This is a genomic window from Pararhizobium sp. A13 (genome assembly GCF_040126305.1).
Lineage (GTDB): Bacteria > Pseudomonadota > Alphaproteobacteria > Rhizobiales > Rhizobiaceae > Pararhizobium.
In genome coordinates, this window is sequence record NZ_CP149510.1 from 3,454,961 (window position 1) to 3,471,841 (window position 16,881).

At 62.6% G+C, this 16,881-nt stretch carries 13 protein-coding genes and 2 pseudogenes; 6 read left to right on the forward strand and 9 right to left on the reverse strand.

The genetic code is table 11. The annotated features are described in order from the left end of the window. Nucleotides 1–4 precede the first annotated feature (4 nt). Nucleotides 5–880, reverse strand: a pseudogene (locus tag WI754_RS17035) (MBL fold metallo-hydrolase); the annotation flags it as partial. 486 nt (nucleotides 881–1,366) lie between these two features. On the opposite strand from WI754_RS17035, the gene WI754_RS17040 reads away from it, so the two are divergent. After that, nucleotides 1,367–3,211 (forward strand): patatin-like phospholipase family protein, encoded by a 1,845-nt coding sequence (locus WI754_RS17040; RefSeq protein WP_349434653.1) that lies wholly within the window; start codon nucleotides 1,367–1,369, stop codon nucleotides 3,209–3,211. Nucleotides 3,212–3,278: 67 nt separating this feature from the next. On the opposite strand, the gene WI754_RS17045 is transcribed toward WI754_RS17040, so the two are convergent. The 5 genes from WI754_RS17045 to WI754_RS17065 all read right to left on the reverse strand — a co-directional run bounded on the left by WI754_RS17045 (nucleotide 3,279) and on the right by WI754_RS17065 (nucleotide 8,969). After that, complete coding sequence (locus WI754_RS17045; RefSeq protein WP_349434654.1) at nucleotides 3,279–4,592, reverse strand: extensin family protein; 1,314 nt, start codon at nucleotides 4,590–4,592, stop codon at nucleotides 3,279–3,281. Nucleotides 4,593–4,848: 256 nt separating this feature from the next. Continuing rightward, entirely contained in the window at nucleotides 4,849–5,292 is a 444-nt protein-coding gene (locus WI754_RS17050; RefSeq protein WP_349434655.1) for a DUF488 domain-containing protein, read from the reverse strand. 139 nt (nucleotides 5,293–5,431) lie between these two features. Next, nucleotides 5,432–6,241, reverse strand: coding sequence for an endonuclease/exonuclease/phosphatase family protein (locus WI754_RS17055; protein WP_349434656.1), 810 nt, complete (start codon nucleotides 6,239–6,241; stop codon nucleotides 5,432–5,434). Nucleotides 6,242–6,321: 80 nt separating this feature from the next. After that, a complete protein-coding gene (locus WI754_RS17060) occupies nucleotides 6,322–6,915 on the reverse strand; it encodes a Kazal-type serine protease inhibitor (protein ID WP_349434657.1) in 594 nt (197 codons plus the stop codon). Between the two features lie 242 nt (nucleotides 6,916–7,157). Continuing rightward, nucleotides 7,158–8,969, reverse strand: coding sequence for a methyl-accepting chemotaxis protein (locus WI754_RS17065; RefSeq protein WP_349434658.1), 1,812 nt, complete (start codon nucleotides 8,967–8,969; stop codon nucleotides 7,158–7,160). Between the two features lie 215 nt (nucleotides 8,970–9,184). Between WI754_RS17065 and WI754_RS17070 the strand changes: the two genes are divergently transcribed. The 5 genes from WI754_RS17070 (at nucleotide 9,185) to WI754_RS17090 (ending at nucleotide 13,074) form a co-directional block, all read left to right on the forward strand. Beyond that, nucleotides 9,185–9,565: an acyl-CoA thioesterase gene (locus WI754_RS17070; protein ID WP_349434659.1), complete on the forward strand. Its 381-nt coding sequence runs from the start codon at nucleotides 9,185–9,187 to the stop codon at nucleotides 9,563–9,565. Between the two features lie 37 nt (nucleotides 9,566–9,602). Beyond that, nucleotides 9,603–10,190, forward strand: a complete 588-nt coding sequence (locus WI754_RS17075; RefSeq protein ID WP_349434660.1) for a hypothetical protein — start codon at nucleotides 9,603–9,605, stop codon at nucleotides 10,188–10,190. Nucleotides 10,191–10,358: 168 nt separating this feature from the next. Then, entirely contained in the window at nucleotides 10,359–11,312 is a 954-nt protein-coding gene (locus WI754_RS17080) for an aliphatic sulfonate ABC transporter substrate-binding protein (protein WP_349434661.1), read from the forward strand. Nucleotides 11,313–11,388: 76 nt separating this feature from the next. Beyond that, nucleotides 11,389–12,168, forward strand: coding sequence for an ABC transporter permease subunit (locus tag WI754_RS17085; protein WP_349434662.1), 780 nt, complete (start codon nucleotides 11,389–11,391; stop codon nucleotides 12,166–12,168). A 33-nt stretch (nucleotides 12,169–12,201) separates the two neighbouring features. Further along, entirely contained in the window at nucleotides 12,202–13,074 is an 873-nt protein-coding gene (locus WI754_RS17090; RefSeq protein WP_349434663.1) for an ATP-binding cassette domain-containing protein, read from the forward strand. Nucleotides 13,075–13,830: 756 nt separating this feature from the next. Here the strand turns inward: WI754_RS17090 and WI754_RS17095 are convergent. From WI754_RS17095 to WI754_RS17105, 3 genes and pseudogenes are all read right to left on the reverse strand, one after another. Then, on the reverse strand, nucleotides 13,831–14,997 hold the full coding sequence (locus WI754_RS17095) for a DUF1501 domain-containing protein (protein ID WP_349434664.1): 1,167 nt from the start codon (nucleotides 14,995–14,997) through the stop codon (nucleotides 13,831–13,833). 24 nt (nucleotides 14,998–15,021) lie between these two features. Further along, complete coding sequence (locus tag WI754_RS17100) at nucleotides 15,022–16,515, reverse strand: DUF1800 domain-containing protein (RefSeq protein ID WP_349434665.1); 1,494 nt, start codon at nucleotides 16,513–16,515, stop codon at nucleotides 15,022–15,024. A 73-nt stretch (nucleotides 16,516–16,588) separates the two neighbouring features. Further along, a pseudogene (locus WI754_RS17105) lies at nucleotides 16,589–16,762 on the reverse strand (DMT family protein); the annotation flags it as partial. Nucleotides 16,763–16,881: the final 119 nt, after the last annotated feature.

A 16,881-nucleotide genomic window follows, 5' to 3' on the forward strand; every position in this document is an offset into this window, starting at 1 on the left:
CCTTTCACTCCCAGGCAGCGCTCAGCGCATTCAGCGGAATTTTCAGATAACACCGGCCATTGTCCTCCGGCTCGGGCAGCCTGCCGCCGCGGATATTGACCTGCAGCGCATGCAGGATGAGCTTCGGCATCGGCAAGGTCGCATCGCGCGCCTCACGCAGGCGGATGAAATCTTCGGCCCTTTGTCCGGCCACATGCGGATTGTCCCGCTTCTGGGCGCCGACGGTACTTTCCCAAAGCGGCGGCCGCCCGTCCGGCTGGTAATCGTGCCCGGTAAACAGGCGCGTCTCGTCGGGCAGCGACAGTATTGCCTGGATCGAGTTCCACAACCGGGCAGCGCTGCCGCCGGGAAAATCGGCACGGGCGGTCCCGCTGTCGGGCATGAACAGCGTATCGTGCACGAAGGCCGCATCGCCGATCAGATAGGTTATCGAGGCCAGCGTGTGCCCCGGCGAGAACATCACCCTTCCCTCGATCTGACCGACCTTGAACGTATCGCCGTCGGCAAACAGCCGATCCCATTGCGAACCGTCCGTGGCAAGGCCCGGCAGATTGTAGAGACCGCTCCAGAGCCGCTGCACGTCGACGACGCGTTCGCCGATCGCGGTTGGCGCGCCGGTTTTCTCTCTCAGATAGGCGGCGGCAGAAAAATGATCCGCATGGGGATGCGTATCGAGGATCCAGGTCACCGAGAGTTTCCGCGCCGCCACATAGGCGAGAATGGCATCGGCCTCGACGGTGGCCGTGGCCCCCGATTTCTCGTCGTAGTCCATGACCGGATCGATGATCGCGCAGGCGCCGGTCTGCGGATCGGACACCACATATTGCACGCTTCCGGTGCGCGCGTGGTAAAAGCCCCGCACATCCGGTCTTTGCACAGCAATCGGCGCGATGGCAGGCAGCGGCATCAGACGAACTCCAGGTGCGGTTAACAATTAACAATTACATATATTGTATAATGTTAATTTTCAAGCCCCGCAGTCTTGGCATTCTGTCGCAGGCGGACCGGCAACATGGGATAACCTGCATGAAAGATGGAAATCCAGGCAAAGACCACCGGGATCAAGGAAATGTACCTTTCCTGTCATGAAACGGTGATGCTCTTCAATCATTTTCGCGTCGTGGACGCATACGACGCTCGCATGATTTGCACGAACCCGCCCGCAGTCCCCTTTCGGTACGGTTCACCTCCAGGCCGGCTTTTGCCGGCCTCTTTTTTTGTCGCGAAGCGCTTGCCTGTCCCCAAGGCGCCAAAGGCGCCGTTCGCGGTAACTGCGCCTTGTCGCCAGGGCAGACATTGCTATTTGGCGGTTTTCAGCGATCCTTATGTGAGCACCAGATTACGATCAGACCGGAGCTCCCAGAAGGTGGTTCAGATCTCCTCCGTCGATTCTCTCGCGGCGCGATTGCTGTCGGCGACATTGATGTTCGATCGGGCGTCGTTGGCGGCGCTTGAGGCTTTGGCGGCCGAATCCGACCGGCGGGTCTTGCGACGCGGCGAAGTTCTGGTTCGCGAAGGCGATCCATCGGACAGGTTCTTCATCGTGCTGTCGGGTCGCTTTACGGTGCACAAGGGAGATTCGACCGGCCCGGTCGCCGTAATCGGCCAGGGCGAACTCGTCGGCGAGGTCGGTTTCTTCGCAGGACTGCCCCGCACGGCGACCGTCCTTGCGGCGCGCGATTCAATCGTCCTTGAAATCCGCGGCAGCCACTTCGAGAAGGCGGCCGAGGCCTTGCCGAGCCTGCGACAGGCGGTCACGACTTTCCTGGCGCGCCGGTTTGCGATGCAATCTCCGAGTTCGTCGCTTCTCAAGCAGCCTGCCAGGATCCGCACGCTTGCGATCATTCCGGCCGGCGGAAGTCGGATTTCACCGATTTTCATCCGGCACCTGCAGAACGCGTTCGACGCCAGCACGCGCGCCCGGTTCGTCGCCAGAGCCGACATTCAGGCGCGGTTCTCCGGTCTTCCGGTCGATGACCAGCCGGTTCTAAACTGGTTGAACGAACTGGAGGCGGAAACCGAAATCATCGTCTATGTTGCCGATGACGAGGCTAGTGAATGGACACGCGTCTGCATTCGCCAGGCCGATACCGTCCTGTTGCTTGCCGATGCGTCCTGTTCACCCCGGCTGAACCCGTCCGAGGCACTGGCGCTCTCGGTTCATCCACCATCGACCGGGCGGCTCGTCCTCATCCACGACATTCGCTCGATAGCGGTCTCCGGTACCTCTGCATGGCTTGATGAGCGTCCTCATGTCGGCCATCATCATCATGTCGCGCTGGAGGACGGGTCAGACATCCAGCGCCTGGTCCGGTTCATTTCCGGCAAGGCACGAGGTTTTGTGGCGGCGGGGGGTGGGTCCCTCGGCAGCGCCCATCTGGGCGTCTACAAGGCGTTCGTCGGGGCGGGCGCACGCTTCGACTATCTCGGCGGCACGAGTTCCGGCGCGGCGATGATGGCCGGCTTCGCAAGAGGGTTGGATGCAGATCAGATCGACCGAGGCACGCACGACATATTTATCAAGGGCCGGGCGTTTCGCCGCCTCACCGTGCCGCATTTCGCACTTCTGGATCATAAGGTGTTCGATCGCGCCCTTCGGGCGGAATACAGCGAGGTTCTCATCGAGGATCTTTGGCTTCCGTTCTTTGCGCTTTCAACCAATCTGAGCAGCCGTCAGCCCCATGTCCACCGTCGTGGAAAGCTCTGGCAGGCCGTTCGGGCGTCCGGCTCGATCCCGGGTGTCCTGCCGCCGTTCTTTACCGCTGATGGCGATATGCTGGTGGACGGCGGTATCATGAACAATCTGCCGCTGGAACAGATGAAGGAACTCAAGACCGGACCCAATGTCGTCGTAAGCCTGGGGTCGAATGGACCACAGAAATATCACATCGATTATGACCGCATCCCCGGAGCTTCCGAACTGGCCGTCGCTTGGCTGAACCCTTTCGGTCGCGCCGGCTTGCCAAAGGTCCCCAGCATGCTTCAGGTCATTGTCGCGAGCATGCTGGCACACCGGCCACAGGACATTGCCCTTGGCGAAGAGGATGTCCTGGTCTGCCCACAGGTTTCCAACCCGATCGGATTCATGGATTGGAGCCGGCATTCCGAGTTGTTTTCGGACGCCTACGACTGGACCAGCCGATGGATCGAAGAACGACTCCGCCAGAATGACCCGGGGCTCCGAGCGGTGCTCGGCAGCTCCGATGGTTAGTCGAGCCTGATCGAAGAACGTGACATCAGTCGCGTCGCTCCGGGCCGACGGCGGCCCCACGCCGCAATCAGTCGCAGTGTCGATAACCCGACTTGCGGTTTCTCAGGTCGAAATGGAAATGATCCTTGTGCTGCGGGTCGCTGCCCGGGCCGAGCACGGTGTTGAAATATTTGCAGCTGTCGTTGCGCACCGCCTTCAACAGCCCCTTTTCGCGGAAGGCGAAGAAGCCCGGCTTGCGCACGTCGATCTCCTTGCCGGATTTCAGCACGAACTTGCCGACGTCGATCGCGTTGCCGCGGGCATGTTCCGACATCGGGTTGCCGCGCCGTGAATTCATCGTCCGGCAGGAATAGCCACCGAGCGGCTTGATGGTCTTGACGCCGGAGAGATAACGGTAGCGGGCCGACGGCGCCAGCTCGTTTTTCACCCACAGGGCAAAGGCTTCCGTCACCTCGCAGTTGAGCTTGACGGCGGGCTTGACGTCGATACCGCCGGAAAGACCGGTGAGCTCGATCGGATAGTCGATGCCGCAGGCCTTTCCATCGTAGATACGCGGAATGTCCCTGAATTCGACCCGCAGCTTCTTCAGCCGCTGGCGGCAGGCGACTTCGGAGGCCGGCATGCGGCCGGTGAAATCGGGTTCGCTCACGGGGTTTTCGGCCCGCGGCAGGAAGGCCACCTGCTGCTCTTCCTGCGCCTGCTGCCGGCGCAGCATCACCCGCTGCTGCTGTTCGAGAAACTGTGCCTTGCGCGCCTCCTCGGCGGCGATTTTCTCCGGGCTCAAGGGCGGCAGGTCCGGATCGTAGCCGGGATCCGCCTGTGCCGACGCCGTCACGCCTTGCGGTCCGCCGAGCTGCTGCACCGTATCGCCGCCGATGCCGCCGACGACGGGTTGGCTGGCATTGCCCTCGGCGATCTCATTGCCTACGGCGATATCATTGCCCACGGCGATATCGCGGTTTTGCTCCTCGGCAAGGCCGACGACCGGCGCCGAGACGGGCTCGACGCCCAGCATCGCATCCATATTGACGCCTTCGGGCGGTACGACCATCGGCTGAACGCTCGTCATCGCGGAAGGCTGCTGGCCACTTTCCAGTGGCTCGCTGTCGATCATCGGCAGCCGCTCGCTCGTCTGCATCCGCGGATCGGCAGGAACGGCACCGTCGGAATTTTCGGAAAATGTGCTGACCGGCGTTTCCGCCGAGGGATAGGCGGTTTCCCGCCTCCCCCGTGCGTGATCACGGACCGGTTGGATGGCGCTGACCCGGGCCGACGAATCGATCCGGGCCGGCGGGCTGAGATCGTCAGTCGAACAGGCCGTCAGCGAAAGCGACAGCACGAAAACGTGCGCGGGCCGCCGGAAAAGGGAAACCATACTCATTGCCGCCCTCTGCGCCGCGCGTCGAAGCGGAAAGAACGCTGCAACGCTGTTACATTTGCTGACGATGCGTCAGAACGCACCATCCGGTATCCGCCCGGCCCCGCATGAAACCTGAGGTCCGCCTGTGTCGAAAGGCGGGCACCGGTTCGCAAAGGCCGCGATTACAGCAGATTTTATGCAAACAGGGTAAACGAAGCCTTTCGCTTCCCTTACCGGATATGGTCGCTGCCCGCGCCGACGCCGGCAAGAGAATCCGTCACAAATGCCTGACGGAGAGCGACCCGCCCCATTTGCCGTTGAGATAGTCGCAGACGAGCTGGCGGTGGCACTGGTGCGGCAAGGCCTCCGAGCAGAGCAGGCAACTCCCTGCGAAGGCCGCAGGCGTAAGGCGGCTCTCGATGCCGCGCTCCGCCATCAGCGCCATGAACCGATGGCGCATCGTGTTCCAGTCGCCCTTCTCCTTCTTGAAGGCGGTGAGAATGTCTTCGGTCGGTGCGAGCAGCGGCTGGTGGACATAGTCGGCGCCGCACAGCTCCTTGAGAAAATACGGCAGATCGCCGGCCTTGGCGAAACCGGCGAGCTGCGACGTGTTGTGCAGCCGGATGTCCATGACCCTCTTCACGCCAGCCTGCCTCAGGCGGCCAAAGAAATCCGCCGCACTGCTCTGGGTGAACCCGATCGTGGTCACGTCAATTCGCATCTGCCCGGCCTCCCTGACTGCGCGCGCGTGCCGATCCTAAGCAGGTTTCGGAACAGTGCCCCACGGTTTCCGATCAGAACCTGCGACAAAACAGGAAAAGCCAAGCAGATGAATCGTTGGCTTGCCAACGAAAGTCTGCTCAGCGCATCTCCAAAAGCAGCGCGCGATGGTCGGAGACTTCGGGCTCCTCAACCACGTCGAAGCCGACGACCTCCACATCCGGCGTCACCAGCATGTAGTCGGCAAAGCGTCCCGGTTTTTCGTAGTAGGACGTCCGCGTATCGGTATGGCCCCGCGAGGTCACAAGATCGGACAACCCCAAATCGGCAAGCGCGCCGAACATTGCGCTTTCCGGCAGGACGTTGAAATCGCCGCAGACCACCAGCCGCTCATTGCCGCGCCAGAGGTTCAGGATGATTTCGATCAGCGCCTCCGTCTGCCTTTCGCGCGCCGGCGTATCGCCCTTGCCGTTGAGATCGCGAAGGCCGTGCATCTGGACGATGGTCACCGGAAAGCCGTCCTCATAGCTGAACAGCCGGACGCAATGGGCGTTGCGCGCCCGCGGATGCGGCCCCCAGCCATCCGGTGAAAATTCGCCATGGACGAAATCGCTGGCCTGGCCGATGACGGCGAGCGAACGGCGCACGAAGGTCGCCAGCCCGAATTCGGAGGGAATTTCCGCGTCGCCATCAAACAGCGTGCCGCGCGCCGTCGGGCAGAAGAAGGCATCATGGGACGGAAGTGCGGCACGGATGTCGTCGAACAGTTTGGCGCGCTGCGGCAGTTCCACGTCATGATCCCGATAGACCAGCCAGTCAGAGGTGGTAGCCGGCGTGCGCACCACCTCCTGCAGGCAGATCACATCCGCGTCCACATCAACGAGATAACGCATCAGCGGTGCGTAAACCCGGCCACCCCAGGCGTTCAATGAAACGATGCGCAAAGACATGCCGCAACTTCCTGTTTTCCGTCGTCAATGGCAAACCGCCCCGAACGGGGCGGCTCGATCGTCAAACGAATGCGCTCGCCCTATTGGCACGGGCCGTTGTCGATCACCCTGAACCCCTCAGCCTGCGCCGTGCAGGCATTCGGAAAGGTCTGCCGCTGGCGCCCCTGGCGGGCGCAGACCGGTGCGAATTCGCGGGTGCAGGCCTGCGGGCGGCGATCGGGGTCACGGCCCGGACGCATGCCGGTATCGTCGATGGGCAGGGTTTCCGGGCGGCGGCATTCGCCGCGGCCGATCACGCGGAACCCTTCGGCTTCGGCCATGCAGCCATTGGAAAACGTCTGCTGGCGGCGTCCCTGCCGGGCGCAGACCGGATCGTATTCGCGCGTGCAGATCCGCGGCCGGTCGTCGCCGAAATCGGGACGCTGCGGCCGGCATTCGCCGCGGCCGATGATGCGGTAACCATCGGCCCGCGCCTGGCAGGCATTGGCAAAGGTCCTGCGGTTGTCGCCGCGATCGGCGCAGACCGGGTCGTATTCCATCGTGCACATCTGCGGGTAGGACGGCTCCGGCCGCGGCCGCGGCTCGTCGACGACGACGGTGCAGGCCGAAAGCACGCCGAGCGACAGCACCATCAGCGCCCCGATACGGATCATCACACGTCGAAATGGCGTCACTGGCAGTCCTCCCGGGGTTGAACGCCCTTCACCGGGCGGTGAGAGCAGACGTTTTAACATCTTGAATCACCGCGCCATTCTGGCTGCAAAACCGCCATGGTCAAGGCGTGCGCCGCAAATCCGCGACGATCGCCAAAAAGCCCCGGATTGCACCCTGCCGTCTTGTGCAATTCATCCGGAACAAGAAAGAGCCCGCGTCCTTGCGAACGCGGGCAATCGGCATTTCCCGTCTTTTTTATGGATCAGGCAGCGCGCCCGTAGGCGGTCTGGCTGCTGGATGAAAGGCGGAAGGTCTGCAGCAGGCTTTTCAGCTCGCGGCTTTCCTGCGCCAGCGTCTGGCTCGCCGCCGTCGTCTCCTCGACCATCGCCGCGTTCTGCTGGGTCATCTGGTCCATGCTGTTGACCGCCGTATTGACTTCGGCAAGACCGGTCGCCTGCTCGCGCGCGGCAGTGGCGATCGAGGCGACAGTTTCATTCACCCGGTTGACGAGCGCCTCGATCTCCATCAGCGCATCGCCGGTCGAGCGCACCAGCGTCACGCCGGTTTCGACTTCCGTCGCCGAGTTGCGGATCAGTTCCTTGATCTCCTTGGCAGCACCGGCCGAACGCTGCGCCAGTTCGCGCACTTCCTGGGCGACGACGGCAAAACCGCGGCCGGCTTCCCCTGCCCGGGCCGCTTCGACACCGGCATTCAGCGCGAGCAGATTGGTCTGGAAGGCGATCTCGTCGATGACGCCGATGATCTGGCTGATCCTGCTCGAAGAGCCCTCGATCCGGCTCATCGCGGCAACCGCGTTGCGGACGATGTCGCCGGATTTGGCGGCACTGCCCTTCGTCTCGTTGACCATCTCGCGCGCTTCGGCCGCCCGCTCGGAGGCGCTCTTCACCGTCGACGTGATCTCGTCCAGCGCCGCCGCGGTCTCTTCAAGCGCTGCTGCCTGCTGTTCGGTGCGGCGCGAGAGGTTGTTGGCGGCTTCCGAAATATCGCCAGCGCTTTCATAGACCACTTCGGTCGATTGCGCGATCGACTGGATGACGCCGCGCAGCGCCGTCACCGCCGTGTTGAAGTCGTCCCGCAACTTCGAATATTCCGGCGCGATGCGGCCGATGTCCGCCGTCAGATCGCCGCTCGCCAGCTTTTCCAGTGCGGCACCGACCGTCGCCATCGCATCCGCCTGTGCCTGCGCGCCTGACTGAAGACGGTGCTCGTTGCTGCGGCGTTCCTCGTCCAGCTGGCTCTGCTGTCCGGCCTCGCGTTCACGAAGCTCGATGCGCTCCTTCACCGAGTCGCGCAGAACGACCAGAACCCGCGCCATCTGGCCGACCTCGTCCTTGCGGTCGGTTTCCGGCACCTCGGCCGAGACATCCTCGTCGGCGATCGCCCGCATCGAGGCCTTCAGGCGTTCGACCGGACGAACGACGCTGCGAACGATCGAAAAGGCGGCAAGCAGGATGATGAGGGCCGCGACGCCACACATCACCGCGACATGCATCAGGCCTTCGCGGAACATCGCAGCCAGGTCGTCGGCATAGACGCCGGTGCCGACGACCCAGCCCCAGGGCTTAAAGCCGGCGACATGCGAATATTTCAGCACCGGCTCCTCGGCGCCCGGCTTCGGCCAGTAGTAGTCGACGAAGCCCTTGCCCTGCGCCTGCACCGTCTTGACGAACTCGACGAACAGATGCTTGCCGTTCGGGTCCTTGTTTTCGGTGAGGTCAGTGCCGTTCATGGCAGGCTTGATCGGATGCATCACCATCTTCGGCTGCATGTCGTTGATCCAGAAATAGCCATTGCCCTGATAGCGCATCGCGCTGATCGCCTCGAGGGCGCGCGCCTGCGCATCCGCCTGGCTGAGCGTGCCGGCCTGCTCCTGCTTGTAATAGGCTTCGAACACGGTGACCGCGTTCTCGTTCATGGCTTCAAGCATCGCCTTGCGCTGCGTCACCAGCTTGTCCTGCTCCTCGATGAGGCCAAGCAGCATGACGGCCGCCATCATCAGCAGCGCCAGCCCGACCAGCGCATAAAGGCGCACGGAAATTCGAAAATGTTTCATGAACGCAAACCCCTCCGCAGTGTCGAACCGAAGGATAACCGCACGTATTTTCAAACTTCCTAACAATAGATGGCTAAAATTGGCGGTATTCGACTTACCTTTTGTTAACACCGGGCAGTAAACACCTTTGATGGTGGTCCAGCGCATATTTTCCTGCGGGTCTTTTCCGATCCCGCCTCCCTGGGTTACACCGAACCAAACGGAGACGATGGACCATGACGAGACCAAATGGCGACCTGACCTTGCGCACGCTGGCGATGCCGGCAGACGCCAATGCCGCCGGCGATATCTTCGGCGGTTGGGTGATGGCGCAGATGGACCTGTCCTGCGGCATCCGCGCCGCCGAGAGGGCCCGTGGCCGGGTCGTCACCGCGGCGGTCAAGGAAATGGCCTTCGAAATGCCGGTCAAGATCGGCGACACGCTCTGCATCTATACCGATGTCATCAAGGTTGGCCGCACCTCGATGACGCTGAAGGTGGAAGCCTGGGCGCAGCGTTACCTCTCGGATCGCATGGACAAGGTCACCGACGCGCTGTTCATCATGGTGGCGCTGGACGAGACCGGCCATCCGAAACCGGTGCCGCCGGAGGTCTGAGAATTATGCGGGCCCAAGAATCACGGAGACCTGAGCCATGGACCAGCCCGCCGATCCGCAGATCTTTTTCCACATCCGCGTCATCATGGGCATGGTCATCAGCTTCAGCATGGCGCGGTTGCTGACCGGGCTTGCCCTCTTCGTGCAGCATCCAGGCAAGACGAAGATCTACTGGCCACATCTCGGCTGGGTGCTCTTCCTCTTCCTGTTCCTGATCTATTTCTGGTGGTGGGAATATCGGCTGCATATGCTGCCGGTCATCGATTTCGGCGTCTATCTCTTCGTCATCGCCTATTGCTGCATCTTCTTCTTTCTCTGCGTGCTGCTGTTCCCCACCTCGCTGGAGGACTATAGCGGCTACGAGCACTATTTCATGTCTCGTCGTGCCTGGTTCTTCGGCTTCCTTGCCCTCGCCTATGCCGTCGATTTCGTCGATACCGCGGTGAAAGGCCGAACCTATTTCGCCTCCTTCGGCCTTGAATACCCGTTGCGCAATGCCGCCTATATCCTCATGTGCATCGTTGCTGCGATCACGCCCAACCGCCGCTTCCACGCGGTCTTCCTCATTGCCGGCGTTACCTATCAGGTCATCTGGATTTTTCGTGCTTTCGACCTGCTCGACTGAACGTCGGCAAAAATCCGGTCACTTGCCGGCCCATGGCGGAAAACCGTTTCCTTCCGCGCCAAATCTACAAAATAAATAAACTCTATAATCTAACTATATTTATCTAGCATGACCCTACGTTCTGCGGAGACGACCTCATCGTCCTCCGCCAAACCACAAGAGGGATCGATGCTCACACTGACCAGACGAATTTTCGGCGCCGGCCTACTGGCCGCCGGGCTTTTTGCAGCCTCCGGCGCCTTCGCCGCCGAATTGACGGAATTCAAGATCGGCTACCAGAAGACCGGCCTGCCGGTCATCGCCCAGCAACAGAAGATCATCGAGAAGGCCTTGGAGCCGAAGGGCATCACCGTTTCCTGGGTCGAGTTCACCGCCGGTCCGCCGCTCGTCGAAGCCCTGAATGTCGGCTCGATCGATGTGGGCTGGACGGGCGATGCGCCGCCGATCTTCGGCCAAGCAGCCGGCTCGGCCATCGTCTATGTCGCGGCGCTTCCGTCGCAAGGCACCGGCGAGGCGATCTTCGTCAAGCCGGATTCGCCGATCCAGTCGGTGGCCGACCTCAAGGGCAAGAAGATCGGCGTCGGCAAGGGCACGAGTTCCCACAATCTCGTTGTCGCCGCGCTGGAAAAGGCCGGCATCGGCTTCAACGAAGTGACGCCTGTCTATCTGAGCCCCGCCGATGCCGCCGCGGCCTTCGCCAGCGACAAGATCGACGCCTGGGCCGTCTGGGATCCCTTCTTCGCCATCGCCGAAACGCGCTACAAGCCGCGCATTCTGACGACTTCGGCCGAGACGCTGAAGGTCAATACCTATTTCCTCGCCAACCGCGAGTTCGCCGCCACGCATCCGGAAACGGTTTCGACAACGATCGCAGCGCTGAAGGAAGCCGCCGCCTGGGCGGATGCCAACCGCGACAAGGTCGCCGAGGCGCTGCACGAGGTGACCGGCGTGCCCCTGGAAGCACAGACGCTCGCCGCCAGCCGCGCCTCCTTCGGCATCGGACCGGTCACGCCCGAGATCGTCGCCAGCCAGCAGCAGACCGCCGACCGCTTTTTCAAGCTCGGCCTGATCCCGAAGGCGATCACCATCAGCGATGCCGTCTGGACGGCGCCGACCAACTGATTTCCTCCCAGGAAATAAGCAGGCGTGCCGGTCGATCCGGACCGGCACGCGCGCAGGAGACAATGAAGGTCAGACGATGAAAACCACCGGTCAATCGATCCTGAAAAACACCACGGGCTGGGCCCTGCCTGCCGTCATCCTGCTTGTCTGGGAGATTGCGGCCCGCACCGGCCTGATCTCGCCGAATGTCATGGCCGCCCCTTCGGCGGTTGCCGAAGCCTTTTGGCGGCTGCTTCTGTCCGGTGAACTGATCCGGAATATCGGCGTCAGCACCGCCCGCGCGCTTTCCGGCTTCGTCATCGGCGGTTTGATCGGCCTCGTCTTCGGCCTTGCCAATGGCCTCTCCGGCCTGTCGCGAAACCTCACCGACACGACGCTGCAGATGGTCCGCAACATTCCGCATCTGGCGCTGATCCCGCTGGTCATCCTCTGGTTCGGCATCGACGAGCAGGCAAAACTGTTCCTCGTTGCGCTCGGCGTGTTCTTTCCGATCTACGTCAACACGCTGCTTGGCATCCAGAGCGTCGATCCGCAGCTGGTCGAGATGGGCCGCGTCTACGGCATGTCGCGCAGCAGCCTGTTCTTCCGTGTCATCCTGCCCGGCGCCCTGCCCGCCATCTTCGTCGGCCTGCGTTATGCGCTCGGCATCATGTGGCTGACGCTGATCGTCGCCGAAACCATCGCCGCCTCCTCCGGCCTCGGCTACATGGCCATGCAGGCCCGCGAATTCCTGCTGATCGACGTCGTCGTCCTGTCGATCCTCATTTACGCCCTGCTCGGCAAGCTCGCCGACAGCTTTGCCCGGCTGCTCGAGCGCCTGACCCTGCAATGGCATCCGGCCTTCCAGACGGCCTGAACCAATAGCGAAACGAAAACGGAGTGCTCCCGAATGTCCGTCATCGCCCTTAATCCGAAATCCGAGGCGCCCGTTAAAACGGCGAAGGACACGGCCGAAGCCCGCGCACTGCGCGAAACCACGCCGACACAATGGTTTCCCTATGCTGCGCCGCAGGCCCGCGCGCGTGATCCAAGGGATACCGCCTTCTCCTTCCGCAGCATCAGCCGCAAGTTCGGCGACAAGACCGTCCTCGACGACATCAACCTAGATGTCCCCGCCGGCCAGTTCATCGCCGTCATCGGCAAGAGCGGTTGCGGCAAGAGCACGCTGCTGCGGCTTCTGACCGGCCTCGACAGGCCGTCATCCGGCACGCTGACGGTAAACAAAGGCACGGACGGCAAAAACCGCACCCGCATCATGTTCCAGGAACCCCGCCTCCTGCCGTGGGCGCGGATCGCCAAAAACGTCGAAGTCGGCCTGACCGGCATCGTCAGGGGTGAAGACGCTCGGGAAAAGTCGCTCGCTATCTTGGCTGAGGTCGGCCTCTCCGACCGCGCCGGCGAATGGCCATCGGTCCTTTCAGGCGGCCAGCGCCAGCGCGTCGCGCTCGCCCGCGCCCTTGTCGCCCACCCCTATATCCTCGCCCTAGACGAGCCGCTCGGCGCGCTCGACGCGCTGACCCGCATCGAGATGCAGCAGCTTCTCGAACGCATCTGGCTGCAGCAGACATTCACCGCCGTGCTGGTCACCCACGACGTCGCCGAAGCCGTCGCTCTCGCCGACCGCGTCATCGTCATCGACAAGGGAAAGATCGCCCTCGACCTCGATATCCCGCTCGAACGCCCCCGCCGCCACGGCTCGCCGGAACTGGCACGACTGGAGGGGCAGATCCTCGACACGCTGTTTGGTGAAAAATCCAGCTAGTGGCGAAAATCTGGCGCTTGGTACCGGAGCCGAAATACCGGTTTCGAGCCAAGGGGACGCTCGCTTGCTTCCCTCGGGTCATCGCTAAAAACTTTCGCGGAATGGCTGGATGGATTTGCTGTCGTTGAAAGCGTGTGGCTTCCCGCTATCGAGCGCGAAGGCACGTTACGCGTGCTGCGGATGGATTACCTCAAGATTTGTGGGACGATCTCGAAACACGGTTTCACGCGGCTTGGCGACATTGTCGGCAAGATCCGCAAGACTCTCGCTGGGAATGGTACCGACATTGATGAAGGACAAAGTTATTGGTTATTCCTGAGTTTCAGGAATGGTTCCAGGATAACGTATTCATTGCATCCTCAACCCAAGTCGCATGGCATCTGAACGAGATTCGCTGGGGCATTTATCAGTATCTTTCATCTGAGTTTCGGCGCGCCTACACACCGACAGTAGTCATACAAGGTGCGCAAATGTACACGTATGACATTCCCTCACTGATCCTCTTATTAGGTCGATCTACTGGAACCTAATGAATGGTGTTCGCTCGCCTCCGTACTTTCCACGCTTCACCATAGATCGCCACATGCGCGAATTGTATTAAAATCATTCTGATGCCCCGTCTCTTAAGGCACGCGAGCGGTCGGTAGTAGGTTACGACCGCATTCCACCCAAAACGGAAGTCTGTGCCAGCTATCAAGCGTCAGGTTTTCACCACTAGGAGTGTGGCCTTTCGGGCTTTTCAGGCGCGCTCAAGCGTCAGACCGATTTGAGATAAATCGACGACGGGCTGAAATCCAGCCCCGGAAAGATGGTATTCGTCAGGCTGCCCGGTGAAATATCGAACTGCCGGTAGAGCATCGCGGCGGCCAGTTCGCGCACGTCGCCGGTCGGCATCAGGTCGCGGCCGTCGAGCAGCCGGTCCTCCGCCAGCCCCGGCCACCGCCCGATCACCTTGCCGCCGTGTATACCGCCGCCCGCGATCACCGCCAGACCACCGGTGCCGTGATCCGTGCCGCCGGAGCCGTTCTCCCGCACCGTCCGCCCGAACTCGGTGATGGCGACGATGATCGTGTCCTTCCAGACGGCCGGTGAAAGCGTCTCGCGGATCGTCAGGATCGCCGCGGCAAGATCGGCCGCTGGCGCTCTGAAGGCGGGCTTCTGCCGCGCATGCGTGTCCCAGCCGGCAATCGAAAAGCTGGCGATCCGATAGTCCTGCATCAGCATCCCCGCGGCCAGGCGGGCGATATCGGCTGTTTTTGCACCGCGTTTTTCGTCGGCGAAGAGCGTGTCGGTCGAACCGTCGATGACCTCGGCCTCGGCGATCGCCTGCGCGAAGGGCGGATCGTTGCGGTAGAGCCGCTCGAAAAAGGCGAGCTCGTCGGTTTTCATCGTCAGGTCCGTCTGCGTCGACCAGACATCCACGCGGTTTTCGCCCCTGAGCAACAGCTCCGCGGACGTATTGACGTCGACCGCCTTTCGGGACGACGGCGACGGAATGGCCGAGAGCGCGCGGTTGAGCCAGCCGGTTTTCTCATCGCCGAGCGCTACGCCGCCGTTCTCCAGCACATCCTGCCCGTCGAAATGGCTGCGCGCATTCCGGTAGGGCGTCGACACGGACTGCACGAAACTCAACTCGCCGCTTTTCCACAGCGGCAGAAGCGCCTGCGCCTCCGGGTTGAGACCGTAGAAGCCGTCGAGATCGATCAGCCCGTCGTCGGGCGCGACCGCCAGCGTCGGCCGATACAGCCTGAACGCCGGATCGGCATAGGGCTGGACCAGGTGCAGCCCGTCCATCGCCCCGCGCAGTACAACGGTCACCAGCCGCTTGTCGCCGGGCGCCGCGGCAAGCGTGAGCGACGTGATCAGCGGCGCCGCCGCGGCGCAGCAGGCCGATGTCAGGAAAGCCCTGCGGCTGATCGGCATTTTTTGATCCACATCCATGCCGGCTTACCTTCTGTTGAACTCGGGGGATGCGAGGACGAGGGCCACACCCATCTGTCGTGTCGGCGCCAGCGACACCGTGTCGATCGTGTCCTGCCGCGCTGCGTCGCGCAGTGCCTCGCGCAGAAAAGCCCGCGGATCGCGATCTGCGCCCAGCCGCGCGGCGGCGAGCCGCGCCCAGGCGATCCGGCCGGCCAGGGGGCCGCCGGCAATCCAGGTCGAAAAAACGTCATCGAACCCCGCCGGACTGGGCGGCTGCCAGACCGGCTGCCCGAGCCGCTCCACCGCCGGCACGGTCAGAGGATTGTGGCGCAGCCTCAACGCCGCGGGATCAAAGGGCATGGCATCGCCGCCGCCCGCCATTTGCCGCATGGCGCCCTCCATACCGGCTGTCCCGACAGCCTGCGCCGGCACGTCGGTCGGCATTCCGCGATGCTGCATGTCGTCCGCCCCGACCGAAAGGGCGCGCAGGCCGGAGACGATATAGTCGAAGGGCGGCTTGGCCTTTTGCCCCTCTTCCTCCCAGCTTGCTGGATGACGCAACATCGCCGCGTAAACGGCCGTCAGATCGCCATCCGTGCGCTTCCACGCGACAGTCATCGCCTCCACCACCTCAGGCGGCGGCGTGTCGGCAATGAAGTGCGCCGCGATCTTGCGGCAGATGTGATTGCGCGTTTCGGGCGCCGCCGCGAGATCCTCGATGAGATCCTCGACATCCGACCGGCTGCGCACGCGGCCACCATAGGAGCGGCCGAAGACCACTCTTGCACCCGGCTCGGCAATATTGGCCGCGTAGCGCGCCTGATAGGTCTTGCGATCGACCGTCATTCCGGTCAGCACGAAGGCGGCATTGCGCACATCCGTCTGGGTGTAGCCGCTGCCGGCGCCGAGTGTGTGCAGCTCGAGAAGCTCGCGCCCCAGGTTCTCGTTCAGCCCCTTCTGGCGTTTCCGGCCCTGTGGCGAATTCGGCCCGATGGATTTCACCTGGTCGAGATAGATCAGCATGGCGGGGTGCAGGACGGCCGCCTTGGCAAGATCGGCAAACCGTCCCGCCACATGGGGCCTGATGGCTTCGGCCTCGTAAAGCGGCACGATCAGCCGCATGAAGTATTCCTTGCGCGCGCTGACGCTGAAATGGTTCAGCCAGAAGCCGGCAAGGCGCTCATTGAAGCCGTAGGGCGAAAGCACCGACTGGATGAACCGCGCATGCTCCTCCACTGTGAGGAGATTGACGAACGCGATGTTGAAGCGGACGCGGTTCAGGCGCTTCGTCTCGGTGTCGGCCCTTTTGCCGGCGTGCTTCAGAAGGGCGAGCTGCGCCGTGGTTTCGGCGATGCGGTCCTTGGCGGCAAGCGGCCCGCCATCCGGGAAGCTGAGCTTTTCCCGCCGCGCCGCATCGAGCTGCCCCAGCATCTCCTCGACGCTCTCGGGCGGCGCCTGGCCGGGCCTGAACCCGGTGCCGAACCGCAATGCCGCCATGGTGGAAAACGCCAGTACCATCAAACCTTCCCCTGCCGATCGGCCTACCGCTACGGCACGCTTGTGGCGAATCTGCGGGCGGCCCCGCCCAAATTCACCCCTTGTACACAAACGTCGCGCCGCCGGCGATCAGGCAAAAGCCGATCGCATGGTTCCAGGTCAGGGTTTCCTTCAGCCAGAACACCGAGAAGGCGGCAAAAACGACGAGCGTGATCACCTCGTGCATCGTTTTCAGCTGCGCCGCGGAATGGACCTGGTTGGCGATCCGGGCCTGCAGCCGCGCGCCCCCGATGCGGCTGTCGCCATGGTGTCAGAAACTGGCAGTAGCCGGCCTATCCGTTGCCTTTTTGTACTCATCGCCCCCTTCCCTTTCCGGCGGACTCTCTC